Annotated in this window: 24 protein-coding genes; 13 read left to right on the top strand and 11 right to left on the bottom strand. The window is 42.4% G+C overall.

What is annotated here, in order from left to right:
• Positions 1-206 precede the first annotated feature (206 nt).
• Positions 207-845, top strand: coding sequence for a type II secretion system protein (locus tag PGW42_RS08425; protein ID WP_243002825.1), 639 nt, complete (start codon positions 207-209; stop codon positions 843-845).
• A gap of 65 nt (positions 846-910) precedes the next feature.
• Here PGW42_RS08425 and glsA read toward each other — a convergent pair whose 3' ends face one another.
• A complete protein-coding gene (glsA, locus tag PGW42_RS08420; protein WP_270204033.1) occupies positions 911-1,861 on the bottom strand; it encodes a glutaminase A in 951 nt (316 codons plus the stop codon).
• 191 nt (positions 1,862-2,052) lie between these two features.
• Between glsA and PGW42_RS08415 the strand changes: the two genes are divergently transcribed.
• A complete protein-coding gene (locus PGW42_RS08415) occupies positions 2,053-3,288 on the top strand; it encodes an MFS transporter (RefSeq protein ID WP_173826231.1) in 1,236 nt (411 codons plus the stop codon).
• Positions 3,289-3,463: 175 nt separating this feature from the next.
• A complete protein-coding gene (locus PGW42_RS08410) occupies positions 3,464-4,513 on the top strand; it encodes a LacI family DNA-binding transcriptional regulator (RefSeq protein ID WP_270204034.1) in 1,050 nt (349 codons plus the stop codon).
• A gap of 145 nt (positions 4,514-4,658) precedes the next feature.
• Here PGW42_RS08410 and PGW42_RS08405 read toward each other — a convergent pair whose 3' ends face one another.
• The gene (locus PGW42_RS08405) at positions 4,659-6,257 is read right to left on the bottom strand and encodes an AAA-like domain-containing protein (RefSeq protein ID WP_270204035.1); all 1,599 of its coding nucleotides are present in this window, start codon (positions 6,255-6,257) and stop codon (positions 4,659-4,661) included.
• 165 nt (positions 6,258-6,422) lie between these two features.
• On the opposite strand from PGW42_RS08405, the gene PGW42_RS08400 reads away from it, so the two are divergent.
• The 6 genes from PGW42_RS08400 (at position 6,423) to PGW42_RS08375 (ending at position 10,555) form a co-directional block, all read left to right on the top strand.
• The gene (locus PGW42_RS08400; protein ID WP_008371216.1) at positions 6,423-6,917 is read left to right on the top strand and encodes a GNAT family N-acetyltransferase; all 495 of its coding nucleotides are present in this window, start codon (positions 6,423-6,425) and stop codon (positions 6,915-6,917) included.
• Positions 6,918-6,929: 12 nt separating this feature from the next.
• Complete coding sequence (locus tag PGW42_RS08395; RefSeq protein WP_118199470.1) at positions 6,930-7,211, top strand: nucleotidyltransferase family protein; 282 nt, start codon at positions 6,930-6,932, stop codon at positions 7,209-7,211.
• Between the two features lie 73 nt (positions 7,212-7,284).
• On the top strand, positions 7,285-8,064 hold the full coding sequence (locus PGW42_RS08390; protein WP_270204036.1) for an HD domain-containing protein: 780 nt from the start codon (positions 7,285-7,287) through the stop codon (positions 8,062-8,064).
• Positions 8,065-8,261: 197 nt separating this feature from the next.
• Positions 8,262-8,654, top strand: a complete 393-nt coding sequence (locus PGW42_RS08385) for a GntR family transcriptional regulator (RefSeq protein ID WP_118218658.1) — start codon at positions 8,262-8,264, stop codon at positions 8,652-8,654.
• Positions 8,651-10,066 (top strand): hypothetical protein, encoded by a 1,416-nt coding sequence (locus PGW42_RS08380; RefSeq protein WP_270204037.1) that lies wholly within the window; start codon positions 8,651-8,653, stop codon positions 10,064-10,066. Before PGW42_RS08385 ends, PGW42_RS08380 begins: the two co-directional genes overlap by 4 nt.
• A 141-nt stretch (positions 10,067-10,207) precedes the next feature.
• Positions 10,208-10,555 (top strand): Hpt domain-containing protein, encoded by a 348-nt coding sequence (locus PGW42_RS08375; protein WP_118218663.1) that lies wholly within the window; start codon positions 10,208-10,210, stop codon positions 10,553-10,555.
• A 66-nt stretch (positions 10,556-10,621) separates the two neighbouring features.
• Here PGW42_RS08375 and PGW42_RS08370 read toward each other — a convergent pair whose 3' ends face one another.
• Genes PGW42_RS08370 through PGW42_RS08340 form a run of 7 tightly spaced genes read right to left on the bottom strand, consistent with a single transcriptional unit; the run spans position 10,622 to position 15,511 of the window.
• Positions 10,622-11,677 carry a type IV pilus twitching motility protein PilT gene (locus tag PGW42_RS08370; RefSeq protein WP_270204038.1) on the bottom strand — a complete coding sequence of 352 codons (1,056 nt, stop codon included), beginning with the start codon at positions 11,675-11,677 and terminating at the stop codon, positions 10,622-10,624.
• 19 nt (positions 11,678-11,696) lie between these two features.
• The gene (locus PGW42_RS08365) at positions 11,697-12,149 is read right to left on the bottom strand and encodes a hypothetical protein (protein WP_008371201.1); all 453 of its coding nucleotides are present in this window, start codon (positions 12,147-12,149) and stop codon (positions 11,697-11,699) included.
• 4 nt (positions 12,150-12,153) lie between these two features.
• A complete protein-coding gene (locus PGW42_RS08360) occupies positions 12,154-12,552 on the bottom strand; it encodes a hypothetical protein (RefSeq protein ID WP_055261849.1) in 399 nt (132 codons plus the stop codon).
• A 14-nt stretch (positions 12,553-12,566) separates the two neighbouring features.
• On the bottom strand, positions 12,567-13,061 hold the full coding sequence (locus tag PGW42_RS08355; protein ID WP_270204039.1) for a DUF4860 domain-containing protein: 495 nt from the start codon (positions 13,059-13,061) through the stop codon (positions 12,567-12,569).
• Positions 13,062-13,077: 16 nt separating this feature from the next.
• The gene (locus PGW42_RS08350; protein ID WP_055248727.1) at positions 13,078-13,416 is read right to left on the bottom strand and encodes a hypothetical protein; all 339 of its coding nucleotides are present in this window, start codon (positions 13,414-13,416) and stop codon (positions 13,078-13,080) included.
• A gap of 12 nt (positions 13,417-13,428) precedes the next feature.
• Positions 13,429-14,481 carry a type II secretion system F family protein gene (locus PGW42_RS08345; RefSeq protein WP_044998829.1) on the bottom strand — a complete coding sequence of 351 codons (1,053 nt, stop codon included), beginning with the start codon at positions 14,479-14,481 and terminating at the stop codon, positions 13,429-13,431.
• A 58-nt stretch (positions 14,482-14,539) separates the two neighbouring features.
• Entirely contained in the window at positions 14,540-15,511 is a 972-nt protein-coding gene (locus PGW42_RS08340; RefSeq protein ID WP_270204040.1) for a transglutaminase-like domain-containing protein, read from the bottom strand.
• 189 nt (positions 15,512-15,700) lie between these two features.
• Here PGW42_RS08340 and PGW42_RS08335 point away from each other — a divergent pair, with 189 nt between their 5' ends.
• Positions 15,701-16,945: a BTAD domain-containing putative transcriptional regulator gene (locus PGW42_RS08335; RefSeq protein WP_270204041.1), complete on the top strand. Its 1,245-nt coding sequence runs from the start codon at positions 15,701-15,703 to the stop codon at positions 16,943-16,945.
• A 47-nt stretch (positions 16,946-16,992) separates the two neighbouring features.
• The gene (locus PGW42_RS08330; protein ID WP_118199460.1) at positions 16,993-17,424 is read left to right on the top strand and encodes a hypothetical protein; all 432 of its coding nucleotides are present in this window, start codon (positions 16,993-16,995) and stop codon (positions 17,422-17,424) included.
• A 592-nt stretch (positions 17,425-18,016) separates the two neighbouring features.
• Here the strand turns inward: PGW42_RS08330 and PGW42_RS08325 are convergent.
• A complete protein-coding gene (locus PGW42_RS08325; RefSeq protein WP_270204042.1) occupies positions 18,017-19,099 on the bottom strand; it encodes a P1 family peptidase in 1,083 nt (360 codons plus the stop codon).
• A 68-nt stretch (positions 19,100-19,167) separates the two neighbouring features.
• Complete coding sequence (locus PGW42_RS08320; protein WP_117836398.1) at positions 19,168-19,677, bottom strand: peptidylprolyl isomerase; 510 nt, start codon at positions 19,675-19,677, stop codon at positions 19,168-19,170.
• Between the two features lie 800 nt (positions 19,678-20,477).
• On the opposite strand from PGW42_RS08320, the gene PGW42_RS08315 reads away from it, so the two are divergent.
• Positions 20,478-21,389: a hypothetical protein gene (locus PGW42_RS08315; RefSeq protein ID WP_270235133.1), complete on the top strand. Its 912-nt coding sequence runs from the start codon at positions 20,478-20,480 to the stop codon at positions 21,387-21,389.
• 285 nt (positions 21,390-21,674) lie between these two features.
• The gene (locus PGW42_RS08310; protein ID WP_270235132.1) at positions 21,675-22,427 is read left to right on the top strand and encodes a hypothetical protein; all 753 of its coding nucleotides are present in this window, start codon (positions 21,675-21,677) and stop codon (positions 22,425-22,427) included.
• The last annotated feature ends 97 nt before the right edge of the window (positions 22,428-22,524 follow it).

Raw genomic sequence — 22,524 nt, 5'->3', positions numbered from 1 at the left:
TAAAACTCAATATCTACTTATATGATTTTATAATTTATCTTTAACTGTTAATGACCTCTCTTTCCATGACTTGATTCATATCTATATATTACCTTATTTCTTGTATTCTGATTACCATATTTGTCTTGACCATTCTTCAATCAGAATGTATTATATCATTATAAATAATTGTATCTGTACATATTTTCAATATATTTTTAATGGGAGTGATTTTCATAAAAACAATTCATAAAAAACACGGCTTTACACTTGTAGAACTCATTGTTGTACTATCTATTCTTGCAATACTGGCAACACTGCTAATTCCGTCTTTGACAGGATATATTGAAAAAGCAAAAAAGCAGGCTGTTTTAACTGAGGCAAAAGAAGTCTGGACTGCTACTCAGGCTGCTTTGTCCGAATGTTATGCTATGTACCCGGAAAGCTTTGAAGAATCTTGCAAGTTTACCTCCACAATCGGCGGCGAAAAGATGACAAAGCTCGGAAGAATATCAAACGGTGCATTAAATGCTCTTCAAAGGAATCCCAAAGATCAGACCGAGGTCAATACATCCAGCCGGCGAGTTGCAAGACAAGTACTTATTTATCTGGAAAGTGCAGATAAAAATGCAAAACCGCGCTATACATTCGGCAATGGTGCGATTCCTACCGGGAACAGCAGACCAAGCAACTATTTTAAAGACAAACCGACTTCAAAAGATATCCTTATTCAGATTTTCCATACGAAAAAAGGGAAAGTCGTTGCACTCAATTTTGGGAAAAATGGATACATGGTAACCATGATCGCAGGAAAAGAACCAACCATTGTTAAAGATGGAAATTGTCTTCCATCCTCTGAAAAATAAGCGGATAAAAGAAAAGCGACACTGCAAAACCACATGCTAAGGGAGTTCTGCAGTATCGTCTTTTTTTATTCTTCTACCTTCCACTCTCTGGTATCAAAGATGTGAAGATGCAGTGCTTCTGAAATATATCCCAACAATTCGCAGCCTGCGATACAGTTTCCTTTTTTGTCAAGAGATGGTCCGTAGATCCCGATTCCCATTTTCTTTTTCGACACGCTGAGGAGACCTCCGCCGACTCCACTCTTAGTCGGAATTCCTGTTCTTAATGCAAATTCCCCCGATCCGTCATACATTCCGCAAGTAAGCATAATGGTCTGCACCATCCGCACAGTTTGAGATGAGATCAGACGTTTTCCGGTGGAAAGCTGCACTCCGTCATTTGCCAGCAGAAGACCGAACCTTGCCAGATCTCTTGCATTTACCGACATGGAACACATCTTGGTATAAAAGGTAACACTTTCTTCTACATCGGTATCAATGATGTCCTTACTTTTTAAAAGATAGGCAATCGCCTTATTTCTTGCGCAGGTCGCCATCTCAGACTGAAATACGGCTTCGTCTATCGCGATCTCCGGATCTTCGCATACTTCCTGCATATACTTCTGCATATCTTCGATGGAATATTGGTTCACTAGCAGACTTGCAACCGTAATTGCTCCGGAATTGATCATCGGATTAAAGGGCCGGTTACTCCGGTTATCCAGTTCTACCAGTGAGTTAAAAGCCTCTCCCGACGGCTCCACGCCCACATGATCAAACACAAACTCTGCTCCAAACGTTTCCAGCGCCAGACACAGTGCCATTACTTTGGAAATGGACTGTATCGTAAATCTGTCCTCTGTATTTCCGGTCTCAAATTGATTGCCGTCTATTGTGTAAAGGCAGATCCCCAGTTTATTCTTATCTGCCTTGGCAAGCTCCGGAATATACGATGCGACACTTCCATACCGGATCACACCTTTTCCGATACGGATGGCATTTTCCAGTATTCTCGTAACTTCTTCTGATTTCATCATATTCTCCTTTTTCGCTCAGTCGTAACCACCTACAACTGCTATTTCCTAAGTACTAACATACATCATTTTCCGGCTTCAATCAACCACCATTTTTTGCTGAAACCCGACGGAATAAGATAGACAAAAAAGTGCCCTCATTGTATATTATTAGTAGTTTAAAATTGGGGAATATGCAAAGGGGAAAACGTATCATGAATCTAATTTCGCAATACAAAGGTCTTAGAAAAGAAAACTATGTCTTATGCTTCGGACGCTTTGTGACGGCCATGGGGGCAATGGTCCGTCCGATGCTGACGATGATCTTAAGCCAGAAGCTTGGGATGAATGCCGTGCAGGTTGCCTGGATCACGGCACTGATGGGGATTCTGACGATCCCGGCAAATCTGATCGGTGGAAAGATGGCCGATCGTTTTAATAAGAAAATGAATATCGTTTACCTGGATATGATTTCCGTCATTTCTTATATCATCTGCGGACTAATCCCGCTGACGACAAAATCCATTGTCCTGATGTTTATCGCATCGACCTGCCAGAACATGGAAAATCCGTCCTACAATTCGCTTACTGCGGATATCACCCTCAGCAAAGACAGGGAGAGAGGGTATTCCCTCCAGTATCTGACAGCAAATCTCGGCGGCGTGATGGCTTCTGCTGTAGCCGGATTTATGTTTCGCAATTACTTATGGCTTGCATTTTTGCTCAGTGGAATTTCCATCGGCACTTCTTCTGTGATGATCTATTTCTTTGTACAGAATATCACACCGGAAAAAGAAGAAAGTGATGGCAACGCCATTTATCAGGCCGAACGCCACGGGGAAAGCCTGCTGACGATTCTTAAAGAAAACCGGCTTGTTCTGCTGTTCATTCTGATCACCAGCGGGTACACAGCACTTTACCAGATGTATAATTATCTCTTTCCTATGGATCTGATCCGTCTACACGGGGATACCGGTGCGGTGATATTCGGAACAGTTACAAGCATCAACTGCTTTATCGTTGTTCTCTTCACACCACTTATCACTCAGATTCTGAAGCGATCCTCCGAACCAAAAAAGACAATCTACGGATTTTTACTGACACTGGTCGGCTACGTGATGTTCATCCTCTTTTCCGGACACATCCCGTTCTATTATGCGGCAATGGTCGTACTGACATGGGGTGAGATTTCTTACATGCTGGCGGAAAGCCCGTACATGACCAGGCGTATCCCATCCAGCCACCGCGGAAGAATCCACGGGCTGATGGAGATCATCCGTATCGGATTTATGAGTCTGTACCAGCTTTTGATCGGATTTATTTACAAAAATCATACGCCGATCTTTACCTGGGTCATCGTTCTTCTGACAGGAGTCGCATTCATGCTTCTGGCTGTTATCTTAACGAAAGAGGACAAAAAACGCTATAAAAATCTGTATCGCAGATTATAATAATGATGTGAACGGCAAAATTTACTTTTGACACTCACATCATTTTAAAAAGTTATAACCAAAACAATACAGGCAAGACCAAGATTGGATTTTCTCCCTTCTCCGGTCTTGTCTGTTATTTTGCTTTCCACTATAATAAGAGTATCAAATACAAAGGAGTTTCATTTACCAGATTATGACCATCAAAGAAATCGCACAGCTCGCCGGTGTCTCCAGCGCAGCTGTATCCAGATATCTAAACGGCGGCTACGTCAGTGAAGGGAAAAAAGAACAGATCCGTAAAGTCATCGAAGAAACCGGATACCAGCCATCCGCACAGGCGCGTATGCTTCGTACCAAAAAGGCAAGCCTGGTGGGCGTGGTCGTCCCGAAGATCAATTCTGAATCCATCAGCCGGATCACTGCCGGAATTGAAAGTGTTCTCGCCGAAAGAGGCTATCAGATGCTTCTTGCCGGAACCGACAACACCCCTGCAAAGGAAGTAGAATACCTCCGGTTATTTGAAAATTATCCGGTGGACGGAATTATTCTTGTCGGTACGATGTTCACCGCCGGTCACCGGAAATTTTTAAAAGAGACAAAGGTTCCTGTTGTCGTGATCGGGCAGCGCACCTCACACGCAAACTGCATTTACCACGACGATTACGGTGCAGGAAAGGCAATGGGACAGGCCGTTGCCGGATTCAGTAAAAAAGGAGTTGCTTACATCGGCGTTACTCGTGATGACAAAGCTGCAGGTGCCGCAAGAGAGGACGGATTTATTGCAGGACTCAAAAATGCAGGTGTCACGTTTTTCGAGGAAAATAAGCGAACCTCAGCCTTCACGCTGGAATCCGGATATGAGTCTGCTCTGGATCTTTTGGAAAGCAAATGTGATATCGATGTCATATCATGTGCAACCGATACCATAGCAGCGGGAGCAATCGAAGCCATTCAGACCTACTTAAAAAAGCAGATTCCGACAAATGCAGCCGATGCAGGTGCAAGAATGCGCTATATCCTTGAAAATACGTCCATCCGAGTAACCGGATTCGGAGATAACCAGATGTTAAAAGCCGTCACCGGAGGAATCCCAACCATCCATTTCGGCTACAAAACCAGTGGAATCCGCGGCGCAGAGCTACTTCTTGACAGTATTGAAAGAGGAGAACAGATCCCGATCGAGATGAAGCTCGGCTTCCGTCTTGTTGGAGCAGACCCTTCAGGCTCCGAAAATCTTACCTGATTTTCCTGATTTCCCGGAGTTTCTTAAGGAAACGAAAGTTTCTTTCAACACTTTTCACAAAAAAGAATATGAATTATCAGTAAAATGCTGTATCCTGCCTGGCAATTTTTAATTCTGATTGTTACACAATTTTTAATTCTGACTGTTACACAATTGCTTCTATAATTGTCTTTCCGTCAATTGTAATTTCTTTGATACCGGTTTCTTTTTTCCTGTTAAAATTAAAGCTGATCATATATCCTTTCTTCACATGGTAATCATTAAGATATTCTATCAACTGATTTTCCCCACGATTATTATATTCCTTTCCATGCCAGATCTTCATTTCTATAATATACTGTTCACCCAAATAGTCTACAATAATATCTGTCCGTTTCTGCTCTCTGGTTTGAGTCTCTATATAATAATTGCCTGTTCCATTGATAATCGGTCTTAAATACAAAAGAAAATATTTTCTACCTTCATCTTCAAGAAATGTCTCGTCACTGTCGCCATATAAATCATGAAAATGCTGCACAAATTTTTCAAGGACCAATCTCATATTCAAATAACCATTTGTGATAAACTGATTCTTGTCAATCAACGATGCCGCATAGATTTCCTTTTTCTGCATCTCCGCAGATGACAAATACAGATTATATAACCAGGTTTCAAAAATACGATTGGAAACTGCAAGCACTCCATTTTCATTTTTCACAAAGCCGAACATGGTCGCAATATTGATTGATGTCTCATAATAATTATACACAATCGCTTTTCCCGTAAATAGAAGTGAATAGAGCATACTATTCAGTTCCGGATAGCTTTCCAGTTTTTCACGCAACGACTCAAACAGCATATTTTTTTCTGAAAGCAAAATCCTTACCGCTTCCAAAAATCCCTTCTTCGTCCACGCACTCTTCTTACCGCCATACTCCTTCTTCACACTGATTTCCTCATCCAGAAGCTGACATATCCTAGACACCAGGAATGGATATCCGGATGTATACTCTCTAATCAGTCCGGCAAGTAATTCCACATCCATTCCTGTATGATAATCTTTTTCATACTCATCGAGCATTCCTACAATTTCTTCTCTTGAAAAGCTCATATCCACTTTAAAATCCGCTGCGATATTCCACGGACTGTTATATTTATGAACTTCATCCGGACGGATTTTCCGCCTTAAATTCTTTACGTCATATACACCCGCCAAAATAACAGCTCGAAATGTCGGCTGTATATCTCTTTCAATATACTGAGCACGAAGCTGAGCAAGAAAATCCAGAAACACCTGATTATTCGATGCACTGTCAACCTCATCAATCATCAGTACAATCTTTTTTTCGGCTGCCGCACAGAGATCACTCAACTGTTCAAACAGCTCTTTTAAGGAAAAATACTTATCTGTATAATCCGTACTATGCAAAATATTTTTTATCGCATCTTCCAGTTCTGGTGAAAGAGTATTTCTTTTTAACGACCGCAAAAATGAATTGATAAATGCTGCTGAAAAAACATTTCCATTTTCAAATTTATCATTGTCAAAAGTCTGAAAATCCAGAAGGACAACATAATATTCTTTTTGCAGATAGCGATACAATGCACGAAGTGTTGTTGTCTTTCCATATTGCCGCGCACGATTGATCGTAAAATATTTGCCGGCATCTACGAGGCTTTTGATCTCCTCCAGCCGTCCGGATATATCGACCATATAATGTTCTTCCGGTATGCATACTGCTGTTGTATTGAATACTTTTGGCATCGTCTTCTCAACTCCTTTTCGCACCACTGTTTCTTAGATTTTATCATTGCGGTGGGGGAATGGCAAGGGATTCTATCTTTCAGTTTTCTTCTCCACCTTTTCTTTTTTTATTTCAAATGTTATACTTCATATACAGCAAAAAACAGATAAAGGTAACAAAACACTATGTTAATCAGAAAAACACTTCCAGAAGATGTAGACACGATTTTAAATATTTTTGACACCGCACGCCAGTTCATGCACGCAACCGGAAACCCGACACAATGGAATGCAAATTATCCGGCTCTCGAAGATCTCGAACCGGATATCCAGAATGGTAACAGTTATGTCTGCGTAGAAAATGATAAGGTCGTTGCCACTTTTACACTCATCATCGGAGACGAGCCGAACTATCAACTCATTGAAAATGGAAGCTGGCGTTCCGAGGCTCCATACGGAACCGTTCACCGCCTTGCATCTGACGGAACAACCAAAGGGATTGCACGGGCTTGCTTTGATTTTTGCAAGACACAGATCTCACATCTGCGTGTAGATACCCACAAGGATAATCAACCAATGCAGGCTTGCTTTAAGCAGAATGGATTTGAAGAATGTGGGATTATTTACGTCAGTGACGGGACTCCGCGGATCGCTTATGAATTTATTAGGATATCTGAATAGAAGGGTATTTTTATGACAATCAATAGTATTTTAGAAGAAATTATAAATCTGGCAAAAAAATATTCTGCTTCTACCGTTATTCTTTTTGGTTCCCGTGCCAAAGGGACTGCGACAGAACGAAGTGATATTGACATCGCCGTATCCGGTATTCCAGATGCAGAAAATCTACGGGAAGAGCTTGATAATTTACCCACTTTATACACAATAGACCTTGTCAATCTTGATGAATGTGGAAATCAGTTATTATTGGAGGATATAAGAAAATATGGACGAGAAATTTACAAAAAGATTTGAATCCTTTAAAAATTCACTGGCATCTCTTTCAGAAGCTACTCACTAACCATATATTTTCAGGAGGCTTAATTTCATGTACTATCCACTCGCACAACAAGAATTTGAATCTTACCTTAACGGATACGACCGCGAAAATGACCGCATAAAATTAAAAATCATCCACACCTACGGCGTTGTAAAACAGGCAGAAGAGCTTGCCGGAAGGATGCATCTTTCAGCCGAAGACACCGACCTTGCAAGGCTGATTGCACTCCTTCACGACATCGGGCGTTTTGAGCAGTTAAAGCGCTACGACAGCTTTGAGCCTGGCACAATGGATCACGCTGCTTACGGTGTAAAGGTGCTTTTTGATGAAGGCATGATCCGCCGCTTTCTTCCGGATGACAAATGGGACTCCATCATTTACACTGCAATCGCCCACCACAGCGATTATGAACTCCCTGAGATCTCGGATCCGCAGACACTTTTACACGCAAAACTGATCCGTGATGAGGACAAGCTGGACAACTGCCGGGTAAAGCTCGTAGACTCCACAAGCACCTTTATTAACGTTTCTGAAGAAGAACTCGGTACACAGAACATAACCCAAAAGGTATACGAAACAGTGTTTGAAAATAAATGTATCCTTTCCGCAGACCGCGTCACACAGATGGATTACTGGGTATCTTATATCGTCTATTTCTTCGATATTAACTTCAAAGAAAGCTTTGATATTATAGCGGAAAATGACTACTTAAACCGCATTATTGACAGGATTCCATATAGCAATCCGGTTACAAAAGAACAGATGGAAAATATCCGCGTTTATATGCAGAATTTTATTAATTTCCATACAAACAGCCAATCCTTTTAACTCACTCAGCTTGCAAAATTACCAGGCTGTAAAAAATCAGGAAACTGACATACGCGCTTTCATAGGAGCAAATTCTAAGATTTATTTGCACCTTGAAAGCGTGTACATCATTTTCCTGTTTTTTTTATCCTCCTATTGTATTATTTGTATTACGTGGTATAATACAATCAAATCTCACAGAAAGGAGATGCCGATATATGATCATCAAGATCAACATGCAGTCCGAAGTCCCAATCTACCTTCAGCTGCGCAACGAGATTGTCAAAGGAATCGGGCGAGGGGAATTTGAGCCGGGGGAATCGCTTCCGACCGTCCGCCAGATGGCAACCGATCTCGGTATCAACACCATGACCGTCAGCAAAGCTTACCAGCTTTTGAAAACAGAAGGCTTCCTCGAGACAGACCGCCGTAAGGGAACAACCATCTGTTATCCCACTTCCTCTGCTCCACAAGATAACCGCTTTGACGAAAAGCTGGCAGATGAACTGGAACTTTTAAGCGCAGAAGCAAAGTTCCACGGCATGACTTTGACCGACTTCCTGGAACTCTGCCAGAGAGCATTTAACGAAATGGAGGTAACAGCGAAATGATGATGCTGATTATATTTTTAATTACAGACATTTCCATGGTCGGCATCTTTGCCGGAGTCTATGGAAATATTGCAAAATACCGGGAAGGAATGCTGATGGGAGTCCATATTCCTAAATCTGAGCTTGAACATCCCGACGTAAAAGAGCTTCTCCAGCTTTATAAAAAGCGCAACCGCCAGTTTTATTTGTGGAACATGCTTGCAGGAATTGCGGTATGCCTGCTTTGCTTTACTTACTTTTCTATTTTTATTACCGTATGGACACTGTGGTTCGTAGAATTCTGCCTTCTTACCATCCTCCGTGTCTATCATTATCATCAGAAAGTATACGACATTAAGCAGAAAAATGGATGGATCAGCTCAGCAAATGCAGATGTGTCCGCTGCAGTGGATACCCGCACTTCCTCACAAATTGCGAAAAAGATACCGCCGGCAAAGCTGCATCTGATCCCGGCTGCAGTGATTCTGATCCCTCTGTTTTTCCCGCAGGTCCGTACTTATCTGCTGACCGAAAGTGATGGAAGAGTCATACTTCTCTGCACAATTCTTGTTGCGGCAGCTTACATGGGTACCGGCTATTTATTCGCCCATATGCCAAACAAAATTTACAGTGAAAATTCACAGATCAACCTGCAGATCAATGCACTGGAAAAGCGTTTATACACCATATTCCTTTTTGTCTCCAACATTTGCAATACCGGCGCCTATCTCGGGATCATCCGGGATATTGCATCCAGCAACTGGATTGGCGGAGTTGGAATGGGCATCTACATTTTCCTCGAACTGATACCGGCTGCCATCATATTGATCATGTTTTTCTGGCTGCGTAAGGAAAAAGAGCGGATTCTCTCCCAGGACAGCACACCATTTTATATTGATGATGACTATTACTGGCGAAAAGGCTGGTACAACAATCCAAATGACAAACGGTATTTTGTACAGGACCGTGTGAACAGCATGAATTATTCTCTAAACTACGGACACCCTTCTGCGAAATATGTCACCGGAGGAATGCTCGTCGGCACCGGGCTTCTTCTCCTCTGGATGTGTATCCTCTGTATTCGGATCGATTTTACACCGATCCGCCTGACGGAAAATGCTGCCCAGTATTCTATTACATCCGGCTACAAAACAGCAACCTTTGCTCTTGCCGATGTGGAATCAGTAACTCTTCTGGACAATCTGCCGGATGAAAAATTCTACCGGTCTGATGGCTCCGAAGATAACAGCAAACTTCTCGGTAATTTCCGTGGCAGCAAAACCGGACATTGCCAGATGTATATCTGGATTGAACATCCTCCGGTTCTTCAGATAAAGACAACAGATACCACCATTTTTCTGAACAGCAGCAACGAAGCACAGACTAAAGAATGGTACGATCAGTTAAATGATGCAATTTCTTCGAATAAATAAGCCTTTTTCATTACCATGACAATGCATAATACGAAATATCTTGTAAAGCGTAACGCGTCATGCTACAATCATGTTAAAATGTTGGGGGCAAAAATATACGGATTTCACAAAGATAAAAAAGTTCAGAAAGGACTGTAGACAATGACACTTCAAGAATGTTATGTAAAAATTGGTGGCGATTATAATGATATTCTTCACCGGTTTATGAATGAAAATATGGTACGCAAATTTGTCCTCAAATTTCCGCAGGACAACAATATGGCTTTATTTGAAGAATCCTGGGCTAAAAAGGACTACGAAACCGCATTTCGTGCAATGCATACCTTAAAAGGTGTTGCCGTAAACCTTGGATTTACTGCACTTTACAATGTCAGCAGTGCTCTGACCGAAAAGCTCCGCAGCCAGGAATACGACAACCTTGACGGTTTGATCACCGATGTCAAAAAACAGTATGATATCGTGATCGAAGCAATTGCAGCCCTTGACTAAATCTTAAAACACTGACGATAAACAGGAAGAGACTGCTTCACCGCAGCCCCTTCCTGTTATATTTTTCTATAACTTTTTCTTCAGCATTTCCGGATTTGATGCATAGGAGAGAGCCGTCTCCGCCGTGATCCTCCCATCTTTATACAGATTCAGAAGACCAAAATCCATCGAATGCATTTCTTCTTTATTAGACGAATACACGACTCCATCAATCTGCGGAACCTTATTGTCGCGGATCATATTGCGGATCGCCGGAGTAATCGTCATAACCTCAAATACCGGAACCTGCTTTCCATCCACCGTCGGTACGAGCTGCTGGGAAATTACAGCCTGCAATACCAGGGACAGCTGAACTGCAATCTGTCTCTGCTGGTTTGCCGGAAATACATCAATGATGCGGTCAACCGTATTTGCTGCTCCGATCGTATGCAGGGTAGAAAATACCAGATGCCCGGTTTCCGCTGCTGTCATTGCCACATCGATCGTCTCATAATCACGCATTTCCCCAAGCAGGATCACATCCGGGCTCTGCCGGAGCGAGGCACGTAACGCATTGACGTAGCTTTCCGTATCCACATTGATTTCCCTCTGGCTTACAATACTTTTATCATGCCGGTGCAGATACTCGATCGGATCTTCCAGCGTAATGATATGCTTTTCCATTGAATGATTGATCTTATCCACCAGACAGGCGAGCGTAGTAGATTTTCCACTTCCCGCCGGTCCGGTCACAAGCACCAGTCCTTTTGACAGGTTATAAAAGCTCATCACCGGGTCCGGAATCCCGATCTCATTCGGCTCCGGCAGTTCAAATGTGATCACACGGATAACGGCTGAGAGCGCCCCCCTCTGTTTGTACGCACTGACACGGAATCTCGAAAGTCCCGGAACAGCAAAAGAAAAATCATCATCTCCTTTTTCTTCAAGAACCCGGATGTCCCGTCCTCCTGCCAGCTTATATAATTCCTCAACGCATTCTTTCGTCTGCGGCGGCATCAGCTTTTCTTCCTTCTCCCTGCAGATTCTTCCATTTGCCCGATAAGAAACCGGAAGACCTGCTACAACAAATATATCCGATGCATGATTTAAAACTGCCTGCTGAAGCAGTACAATGATATCCATAGCTCAAACTCCTTTCGCGTCAGTCACTTCCAAGGACCGGAAGTGTTGACTTTTCTTCCCATTTCTCAGATGCTGACTCTTTCCATTTTACAACCTTCTGCGTTCCCTTTACCGGATCTGCCAGGATCTCGACTTCCAGATTCTGACTGTCCGTGACCGGAACCACATAGGAAATATCCAGATTCGCTCCGTCTTCTTCAGCTGTCACACCCTCAATCTGCCGAATTGCAAATACAGGATCCTCTTTTGCAAATGCATCATCGATCTGCGCCATGATCTGCGCCGCTTTTGCATTTGCCTCACAATACGCCGTTTCCCGGCCGGCAAGCTGCTGACTATAACTCTGATCCCTTTTTGCACTTGACAGTGAGAGTGTGGCAAATGTCACCAGACACAGGATTACAAAGATCACAAGCAGGTACGACGTTCCGATCTGAATCCCCGGGTATGATCCCCTTTTCTTTCTCTTCATCCTGTCACTCCCTTTCCGTGCCTGTCATCCGGTCTGTTTCCACCGAATAGATTTCTTCCGGCTGTTCTCCGGACAGGCGCTGCACCGTAAATGTTCCATGCAAAAGCTTTCCATCCGGCTCCACCCGGATCACAATCTCATACGAAGCCTCATCCTTACTGCATTCCTGCCAGTCTGCGTCATAGAAGACCTCCGTGTCCTCCGTCAGCGCATCCGCAAGAAAAAGCTCTGTATACCCGGAAACCTTCTCAAGCGCCGTATTCAGTTCCTGTGTCTCGCGGCTAGTCGTGTGCGCCTTCACAAAAATCTGCACACACACCGCCGAAGCAAGGCAGAAAAATAAAATTGCAATCATCAGTTCCAGCAAAAACAGGCTGGAACGCTTTGCCGGTGTCCGTTCCATAAATCTTCTCCAATCTATCTTGCAGCGCTCTTCACACTGACAAATGTATCTGTCTTTTTCCCGTCTTCATTTTCACAATACAGATGAAAAATCCCATCTGAAGTTTCCTTAGCCTCGAAGTCCTTTGTTGCCAGGATCTTCCGTCCATCGGATGCTTTTGCTTCCGTTCCATCCCGGATAAAAAGCTCTCTTAAATATCCATCATACGCATACAGATATGTCACATAATCCTTCTCATCATAACGTTGCCGGATCACGAGAGCATTTTCCCCATCGAAAGTTCCGTCTGCTATCGCACCATTTTCATCATTCTGGTGCATTTTCTCCGTCACATAGGCAAGTGCCGTCCGTCCCGAATAGGAATCCGACGAGGCCTTCACCTGCCGGCTGTAAAATCCCGATGCAAGAACCACAATGGCGACCGATGATGCCACCAGCACGAAAAAGACTGCAAGAGGAAAAAGAAAATCAATCACATGCTTTTTTTCATTTCTACGCTTCATGTCCATTTCTGTTAATGACCTCCTATCGTTCGATCACCGTAATGTCCGGAAGAATATTGGCACCGGCAATCTGATAATCAATAAAAAACTGCTTCTTGTCATACTGGATCCCACAGTTTTCCGTCAGATCATCAAGCGTCTCCGGATAGTGTCCTTCCAGCGCATAGTACTGCGTCACACCACGCCAGAGTGCATTTTCCAGACTTTCCTTCTGCCTGCGTCTTGTCGTGTCCGAAAGCCTTTCAAATCCACTGAAAAAAGCACTGCAGATACATACAAACAGCAGAAGGGACAGACAGAAATTCCGAAGTGGGCGCTGCCGTTTTCCGTGATAAAACCGTTCCCGTTCTTTTCTCCACATAGCATACGCCTCCTAAAGTCCTGACATAATTCCAAGAAGCGGAAGCATAACCGACAGAAGGATCGTTCCGACGATCACCGACAGGATGATCACCAGCGTCGGTTCCAGAACTGCGATCATAGAAGAAAGCTTTTCATCCACTTCCTCCTCACACTCATCGGCAATCCTTCCCATCATCTCATCCATCATTCCGGCTTTCCCGGCAATGGATGTCATCCGCGCATAAACACCTGTGAAGATTCCGGCTTTCACCAGTGCCTCTGCGATATCCGTTCCATTTTCCATATCCGCTTTGCATTCTGCTACTTTCTTCCGAAAATCATCATCCTCGATCAGGTTCTCTGAAAATTCCATTCCCTGTTCCGGCGTCAGTCCGCTTTTCAGTGCCAGTGACATTCCTCCGGCAAACCGGCATGCCGACAGCTTATCCTTCAGCTCCCTTGAAAATGCAAATCCGGATCCGATGTGATACATTTTCTTTCTGCCGCTCTCTGTCTTTGTAAAATAAATACCCGCACAGACGATCACCGCCAAAAGTACCGCAAACACCGCCGAATATCTGGAAAGAGCATTGCCTGCAAGCAAGATCCCTCTTGAAAATCCGGTCATTTCCTGACCAAACTGGCGGAACACCTGATCAAATACCGGCATAACCTTTGTCATCAAAATGATAATGATCACCAGCATCATCCCGATCATCAGAAGGGGATAGGAGATGGCACTCCGGACACTTCTCCTGATCGCTTCCTCTCGGTCATAATGCTCCGCCAGAGATTCCATTACTTCATCTAAAGTTCCTGTCTCTTCTCCGATCTGCGTCATACGGATCAGATACTCCGGAAATACTTTCGTCTCTTCCAGCGCCTGATCCAGCCTGCCCGTATCCATCACTGACTGATAAATCTCATCCAGCAGCTCTTTTTCTGCCTTCGTCTGCGCATCTTCCCGGAGAAGATCAACTCCCTCCAGGGAAGAAATCCCAGACTTCAGGATCATTGCCATTTCACTGCAGAACGAAGCAATTTCCAGATTCGTAAGCTTCCCCTGCTGTGTCCGCTTTTCCATACTTGCCATCCTCCTTTTCACATTCCTGCCACATTCTTCTTATCCGGCTTCCTTTTATCTAATAGGTATACTTTGTGACATAATTCTTTCCATTTCCCACATACTTCTTCACATCCGAAGCACTGTTGTTTGCAGCGAGTGTCGGATCCATGATCGACCAGTTCTTTCCGTCAAATTCAATGATGTTATCCACCCAGCCGATCTCATCAACATAACAGCTGATCCATGCATGATACACTTCACCGGAATAGCCAACCTCCAGCTTCGTCGGAATCCGCTGCGACCGGAGCATTGCCGACATCAACGCCGCATAATCAAAACAGATTCCTTTCCCGGTATCCAGTGTCTCATCCGGATCCGGTGTGTACCCATACGGAACATTCTCCGCTTTCTTTTTATCATAGGAAATATTTTTAATTACAAAATTATAAATCTGCGTTACCACATCCAGATCAGAATAGCAGTCCTTTCCTGCAAGACTCTCACCCTTTTTTACACACTTGGAATCTGCCGTGAAATTTACATAATAATTCGGATGCAGAAACGGGGCAAATTCATCTGTGATCTGTACGTCCAGATCCTGGGTAAAGCTTACCGCATACAGATTGTCCTCTACAGACACACTCTCCAGAAGTGTTACCTTATAAGAACCATTCCCGCCCGGAAGTGGATAAACCGCATAATCACCAACAACCGTAACCGGATAGGTATACTCTGTGCCATCCGGTGATGTCACCTGGAGCTTGACTTTTTCATTACTTCCATTATAACAGATCATCACATAGCCATCCGCCGTATGGGATGCATCCAGTACAACCAGGTCATTTCCATATGTCACTTCACCGGAAGCCTCCGTCTGAAGCACCTGCGCCGACGGATCTCTCGGATCCCCCTTTTTCCCGGACTGGCTTTTTTTTCCCTCCGATGCACATCCGCTAGGTATCAGTACACCTGTCAGAAATAGCAGAAAAAAGAAAAGAAAAATCCTCTGCCAGCGTCTTTTTTGTTCATATAAATCGTTCTGCCGCACAGAATTCCTCCTTTCTTTTCCACAGTGAAACAGTCCCAAAAACTCAACTAGAAAAATTATAGCATAATCAAAACATTAAAAGAAGTTATTTGGTCTAATATGCTTTAATTTATTTGACAAAGAAATCAAAGACCATTACAATAGAAATCAGTTATAAACCATCACAATAGTAAAATTGGGGGTTAATTTATGAGTGATCATTTACCTGTCTTAAAGGTTCGTTTATTCGGAGGATTCTCAGCAAGCTACGGAGAAATTCCCGTATCATTCGGACGCAACACAACGACAAAAGCAATGAAATTGTTGCAGATATTACTCTACCATGGCGATACCGGTATCTCCAGAGATAAGCTTCTTGATGAACTGTACGGAAGAGAAGAACTTGCCGATGCTGCCAACAACCTTCGGGTAACCGCACACCGTCTTAAAAAGATCATCGTAGATGCCGGACTTCCGAGTCATGATTATATCAACATCAAAAAAGGTATTTATCGATGGGATGCTCCGATGCCGACCGAAGTTGATGCACATCAGTTTAAGGTTCTGTCAAAAGACGTACAGACGTGTACCGATAAGGTAAAAAAGCTGACACTTCTTAAGAAGATCTGTCTGATGTACCGTGGGGAATTTCTTCCGGAGCTTTCGGGAGATGAATGGGTTCTTGTTGAAAGCGTCCAATATAAGAATATTTATTCCGAATCCCTTCAGGAGCTCTGTAAGCTTCTGATCGAACGCGGAGATTATGAAGAGACACTTCGTTTCTGTGAGCCGGCATGCCAGTTATATCCGTTCGATGAATGGCAATCCGTTCGCATCGACTGCTATATGGCATTGAACCGCTATAAGGATGCTGTGCAGGAATATGAGAACACTGCCAAATTATTTTTCGAAGAGCTTGGAATCCGCCCTTCTGAACATATGATGCAGCAGTTCGAGCAGATGAGCAGCCGCCTTAACTACAAACCACAGGAACTCGGCGACATCAAGGACCGTCTGAAAGAGGACGATGTACGCGGCGGTGCTTTTTACTGCAGCCTGCCAAGTTTCCGTGACAGTTACCGTCTTGTTTCCCGAATCATTGAGAGGAACGGACAGTCCGTATACTTAATGTTATGTAGCATCACCAACGGAAAAGGAATGCCGATGGACAAGCCGGACAAGCTTGAAGTTCTTTCAGGTGAGCTTCAGAATACGATCCAGCAGTGTCTGCGTAAAGGAGACTCCTTTACCAAATACAGCCCATCACAGTTTCTGATACTTCTCGTTGGTACGAACAAAGAGAACTGCAGCATGATTTTCGACAGAATCCAGAGATACTTCTCCAGAGAGCATAAAAGCTGGAAGCAGTACCTGGACTACTTCGTGTCCTCTGTAGCCGAAGTAGACCGGCAAGATTCACCGATTCAGTTCAATACTGAGAATAAAACCTGGTAAGCTGCAATCATGTTATCTTCGCAGCAGGGCAGAAATGGAGATAATTTATGGAACAGAGCTATCAAATCAGTTGGTATGCACCAAACTTTATTAACATGTGTATTGATAATATTGATGATGGAGAGCTGTCCGGTCGGATTTATCACTGCTACAGCAAAGAACCCTGGAAATTCACCAATATCCTTCAGTTGATCGAATTAGCTGATGATTTCTTCGACAGACTCGAATTTCCACAGGCATCCACCAGCGCACGTTCTTTCACTTCAACCCAGTTTTTAGGTGTTGACAGGCTTGATAAAGTACAGTCACCGGAAGATTTCATCGAGAATCGTGGACAAAAAGGGACTTTCTTTCTCAATGTCAGATACCGCCAGAATTCATCCTGGCAGGGCATCGTCCGCTGGATTGAAGGTAACTCTACACAACAGTTTGTAAGCGTACTTGAACTGCTTAAAATTCTCAGCAATGCATTAGTTTAAAGGAATGGCATTGTGTGAGATATCATTACATGAATGAATAAGAATTATACAGGCATTGTCTGATCACGGGATGTGATCGGACGGTGCCTTTTAATTATCTTATAATTTTATTCTTTCTTAATTGCTTTTCACCAAAAACTCCAGTACCATCTGAATAGGCGTATGTAGAAAATCAAATCATATATCATATATGAATTCTTTGATTGTAGAAAAAATTATATATCTACATGAAACATGAGATATGGCGAATTTACTTATGAACTGTTTTCTATTATAATGGAGGTAAACAATGGAAAAACAAAAGAAGAAATCTCGCCATAGCAAACACCCCCACAACCGGCAGTATAAAGACCGGTTATGGAGAATTGTAGAGCAACTTTTTATAAGTGATTGAGATAGCAGAAAAGTAACAGATAATAAGAAAAGAAATATCCTTGTTTTGAATTACAATAATTATTGTGTAAAGTTTTCATCGCAAGTTAATTTTACCACAAAAATAGAACCTTTCGCATGAACGAATGGTCCTATTTCTTTTAGGGACTTATTTCACAGCCCCTTTCTTTTTAATTGCACTTATTCTTTTGTCCAGTCTTTAGTTTTCTCTATCCTCAAGATATTCCGCAAGGCTGTAATACAGTTCGCCTGCTATTCCACGTGTCTGATTTGCGGCAGTCATGGAATTCAAGATTGCCTCCTGCTCTGCTTCTGCCGCAGCAAGGAAAGCACGGTCGATTATGTTTTCCGGAATTGCTGATATCTGCACAAGTTCCTCCTCATAGCCGGATGGGATTCTGTTTGCAGTCGTAAATCCAATCATAATCTCCCCACTGCCATGACCTGTATAACCACCGGTTCGTGCGATACCAACACCGGTTCTTTTCAGAATCCGTTTGAGCTGACGACTTGTCAATGGAAGGTCTGTAGCCAGAATACTCATAATAGAACCTTTATCTTCTTCAGATGCAGCCATATCACTCTTTTCCCGTTTCCATTCCAGAATTTTAGGACCAACAGCTTCGCCATTCAGTACAAAATCTTTCGTTGCACCAAAGTTTGACTGAACCAGAACACCGATGGTGTATTCTTTTTCTCCAATCGTGATCACGCGGGATGCAGAACCGATTCCACCCTTCATGCCATAGCAGGTCGTACCGGCACCGGCACCTACATCACCTTCTTCGAATTCTTCCGATGCTAATGCAAAAGCCTCGCGCACTTCTTTTTCACCAATTGCACGTTTCTGGATATGATTGATCCGACAGTCATTGCACTCGCCTACGACCGGATTGATACTCTGAGGTTCTATTCCATCCTTCCGGCACTGTTCAATCACGATCTCAACCATTGCATCCAAAACCTTTCCGACATTTAACGTATTGGTAAGAGCAATCGGTGTCTCGAGGGTCCCCAGCTCCTCAACCTGCACAACACCGGCACTTTTTCCGAATCCATTATGAATGTATGCAGCTGCCGTATAGTGCTTGGCAAATGCATTGTCCGGTCCAGGAACGATCACGGTTACACCAGTATGATTTTCTTCTGTCTTCACCGTACAATGCCCTACCCGTATACCAGGCACGTCCGTAATTGCATTCCTTTCTCCTGCTTTTACTCTTCCGGGTACAATTCCAAAGTCCCGAATCCTTTTTGCCCCATTTTGGTTTCCTCCTTGGATTTTGTTGTATTTTTCAATACATGCTGATTTCAGTATAGCACATTTTCTCCGTTGAATGATTTAATATTTCATTTTATGAGTCTGACTTTCGTGATCATCTCTGTTTTTACCGGTCTGTGATAGACAAATCCTGACTGCGGTTCAATGGCTTCTTCTACTTCTACATGTTCCAGTCGTTCAATCTCATCCCAGCCATCGATCACTTTTCCGATTACGGTGAAATTACCATTCAATCTCTCGGAGGCAGCAAGGGTGATATAGTACTGGCTGCCGGAACTGTTCTCTGGATCTCCTGCCATGGCAACAATCCCCCGATGAAAAGTAATTTTGGCATTTTCAGGATTGGTTTTAAATTCCGGTTTGATCATGATATCGATTTGTGGATCAACACCATCAAAAAACAGTGGCTGAAGGACAAATCCCGGTTCCAAACGTTCAATGGCTCTTCCGTCAAATATTCTCTTCTCTGCGAGTCGCATAACACTTGCGCAGGCAATCGGTGCAATTTCCGGCCATAATTCAAAGTGTATCACAGCATTCTCATTTACAGTTATTTCGATGATTGGTTTTTGATTCATTTTCATATTTCCTTTATCTCATTATTTTTTTCGAGGGTCAACCCACCCGTGTATGTCCCTCTTTGTATTTCATTATACAGCTTTTGCTGAAATACTCAAAGTGAAAGTTACCGCCCAAATCCTACTTCGACCAGGTTGGTTCTTCTTTCCCGGTATAATTGAATTTACCATCATTTTACTGCGATATACTTGCAAGAGATTTTTACACCTTTCAGGTTTCTGTTTGTGTGTAACAAACAAAGTGATTTGACTTTTTTGTACGCCAGAATAAAATAAAAATGGTGATTTTGCATTTTATTGACTGTATTCTGACCGGATACTATGATTTGTGCGTAAAGAATAAATGACAACATAACAAAAATAAAAAGAGGAATACAGAATGAAGAGTACAAAATTATTTCGGAATGTAAGGCTAAAAGGTCAAAAAGAACTTGTTTCGATATTACAGCGACCTCGAACGTGCTACCGAAGACATCGAATACCAAAAGAAACTATTAAAAGAATTAGGCATTGAATAATCCCAAAACATAAATCCCATGTCCGATCACAAACTAAGATGCAATTCATCTTTTCCTGTCATCCGGCATGGAATTTTTCTTTTTTATTCTATAGAAAATTTTATTCTTTCTTAATTGCTTTTCACAAAAGACTCCAGTACCATTTGAATAGGCGTATGTAGAAAATCGAATCATATATCATATATGAATTCTTTGATTGTAGAAAAAATTATATATCTACATGAAACATGAGATATGGCGAATTTACTTATGAACTGTTTTCTATTATAATGGAGGTAAGCAATGAAAAAACAAAAGAAGAAATCTCGCCATAGCAAACAAACCCACAACCGGCAATATAAGGACCGGTTATGGAGAATGGTCTTTAATAACAAAGAAGATCTGCTGCAGCTTTATAATGCGATCAACCACACGGACTATCAGAATCCCGATGACCTGGAGGTAAATACATTGGAAGATGTCCTTTATCTGTCCATGAAAAATGATGTATCCTTTTTGGTTGGCGGAACCATGAATCTGTATGAGCATCAAAGCACTTTTAACCCAAACATGCCGCTTCGCGGAGTCTTTTATTTCTCCCGGTTATATGAAGGGTATGTTGCAGATAATAATCTGATGATCTACCATGAAAAAAGAGTCCGGCTTCCAAAGCCGAAATATATTGTCTTTTACAATGGTACAAAAAACCAGCCAGATTCCATGGAGTTAAAGCTTTCAGACTGCTTTGAAAATACAGATAACGAAGCACCTTGCCTGGAATGCACCGCAACCATGTTGAATATCAACTATGGTCACAATCAGGAACTGATGAAGCACTGCAGAAGGCTTAAAGAATATTCCATATTCGTCCAATGTGTCAGGGAATATATACAGTCAGAACCTTCTGTAGAAGATGCATTAGAAAAAGCAATTGATACCTGTATTAATCAGGACGTGTTGGCAGATTTTCTGAAAAAACATCGAGCGGAGGTGACAAATATGATTCTGACGACATATGACAAAGACTTATATGAGAAAACCTTGAAGGAAGATGCCAGAGAGGAAGGTAGAGCGGAAGGTAGAGAAGAAGGTATGGAATATCTAAATCAGCTAAACAAATATCTCTTAAAAGCCAAGCGCTACAATGACCTCGAACGTGCTACCGAAGATATCGAATATCAAAAGAAACTATTAAAAGAATTTGGCATTGAATGATCCCAAAACATAAATCCCATGTCCGATCACAAACTAAGATGCAATTCATCTTTTCCTGTCATCCGGCATGGGATTTTTCTTTTTAATTCTATAGAAAAATTTTATTCTTTATTAATTGCTTTTCACCAAAAACTCCAGTACCATCTAAATAGGCGTATGTAGAAAATCAAATCATATATCATATATGAATTCTTTGATTGTAGAAAAAATCTTATATCTACATGAAACATGAGATATGGCGAATTTACTTATGAACTGTTTTCTATTATAATGGAGGTAAATACATTGGAAGATGTCCTTTATCTTTCCATGAAAAATGATGTATCCTTCCTAGTCGGCGGAACCATGAATCTGTATGAGCATCAAAGCACTTTTAACCCAAACATGCCGCTTCGCGGAGTCTTTTATTTCTCCCGGTTATATGAAGGGTATGTTGCAGATAATAATCTGATGATCTACCATGAAAAAAGAGTCCGGCTTCCAAAGCCGAAATATATTGTCTTTTACAATGGTACAAAAAACCAGCCAGATTCCATGGAGTTAAAGCTTTCAGACTGCTTTGAAAATACAGATAACGAAGCACCTTGCCTGGAATACACCGCAACCATGTTGAACATCAACTATGGTCACAATCAGGAGCTGATGAAGCACTGCAGAAGGCTTGAAGAATATTCCATATTCGTCCAATGTGTCAGGGAATATATACAGTCGGAACTTTCTGTAGAAGATGCATTAGAAAAAACAATTGATACCTGTATTAATCAGGACGTGTTGGCAGATTTTCTGAAAAAACATCGAGCGGAGGTGACAAATATGATTCTGACGACATATGACAAAGACTTATATGAGAATACTTTGAAAGAAGATGCCAGAGAGGAAGGCAGAGAGGAAGGACGCGCTGAAATCAGAGCAGAATTAAATGAATTTAAACTACTAAACAAATATCTCCTAAAATCCAAACGCTACAGTGACCTCGAACGCGCTACCGAAGATATCGAATATCAAAAGAAACTATTAAAAGAATTAGGCATTGAATAAAAACTAAATAATCCTTCCCCCCATCCCGTGACTGATCACCGTCTAAGATACAGTGCATCTCCCCAATATCAGTCACGGGATCTTTTTGTCCGGAAAA

Source organism: Coprococcus sp. TM115-187, from assembly GCF_027679115.1.
GTDB classification, from domain to species: Bacteria; Bacillota; Clostridia; order Lachnospirales; family Lachnospiraceae; genus Allocoprococcus; species Allocoprococcus comes.
The sequence above is the reverse complement of the archived record's forward strand: the minus strand, read 5'-3'. Positions and strand labels throughout refer to the sequence as shown.

Coding starts and splice junctions, on each gene's coding strand:
- PGW42_RS08400 (WP_008371216.1), top strand. CDS start 6,423: ATGTTAATCAGAAAAACACTTCCAGAAGATGTAGACACGATTTTAAAT.
- PGW42_RS08335 (WP_270204041.1), top strand. CDS start 15,701: ATGAGTGATCATTTACCTGTCTTAAAGGTTCGTTTATTCGGAGGATTC.
- PGW42_RS08315 (WP_270235133.1), top strand. CDS start 20,478: ATGAAAAAACAAAAGAAGAAATCTCGCCATAGCAAACAAACCCACAAC.
- PGW42_RS08390 (WP_270204036.1), top strand. CDS start 7,285: ATGTACTATCCACTCGCACAACAAGAATTTGAATCTTACCTTAACGGA.
- PGW42_RS08395 (WP_118199470.1), top strand. CDS start 6,930: ATGACAATCAATAGTATTTTAGAAGAAATTATAAATCTGGCAAAAAAA.
- PGW42_RS08385 (WP_118218658.1), top strand. CDS start 8,262: ATGATCATCAAGATCAACATGCAGTCCGAAGTCCCAATCTACCTTCAG.
- PGW42_RS08360 (WP_055261849.1), bottom strand. CDS start 12,552: ATGGAACGGACACCGGCAAAGCGTTCCAGCCTGTTTTTGCTGGAACTG.
- PGW42_RS08330 (WP_118199460.1), top strand. CDS start 16,993: ATGGAACAGAGCTATCAAATCAGTTGGTATGCACCAAACTTTATTAAC.
- PGW42_RS08350 (WP_055248727.1), bottom strand. CDS start 13,416: ATGTGGAGAAAAGAACGGGAACGGTTTTATCACGGAAAACGGCAGCGC.
- glsA (WP_270204033.1), bottom strand. CDS start 1,861: ATGATGAAATCAGAAGAAGTTACGAGAATACTGGAAAATGCCATCCGT.
- PGW42_RS08415 (WP_173826231.1), top strand. CDS start 2,053: ATGAATCTAATTTCGCAATACAAAGGTCTTAGAAAAGAAAACTATGTC.
- PGW42_RS08365 (WP_008371201.1), bottom strand. CDS start 12,149: ATGAAGAGAAAGAAAAGGGGATCATACCCGGGGATTCAGATCGGAACG.
- PGW42_RS08375 (WP_118218663.1), top strand. CDS start 10,208: ATGACACTTCAAGAATGTTATGTAAAAATTGGTGGCGATTATAATGAT.
- PGW42_RS08380 (WP_270204037.1), top strand. CDS start 8,651: ATGATGATGCTGATTATATTTTTAATTACAGACATTTCCATGGTCGGC.
- PGW42_RS08370 (WP_270204038.1), bottom strand. CDS start 11,677: ATGGATATCATTGTACTGCTTCAGCAGGCAGTTTTAAATCATGCATCG.
- PGW42_RS08345 (WP_044998829.1), bottom strand. CDS start 14,481: ATGGAAAAGCGGACACAGCAGGGGAAGCTTACGAATCTGGAAATTGCT.
- PGW42_RS08320 (WP_117836398.1), bottom strand. CDS start 19,677: ATGAATCAAAAACCAATCATCGAAATAACTGTAAATGAGAATGCTGTG.
- PGW42_RS08355 (WP_270204039.1), bottom strand. CDS start 13,061: ATGGACATGAAGCGTAGAAATGAAAAAAAGCATGTGATTGATTTTCTT.
- PGW42_RS08405 (WP_270204035.1), bottom strand. CDS start 6,257: ATGCCAAAAGTATTCAATACAACAGCAGTATGCATACCGGAAGAACAT.
- PGW42_RS08410 (WP_270204034.1), top strand. CDS start 3,464: ATGACCATCAAAGAAATCGCACAGCTCGCCGGTGTCTCCAGCGCAGCT.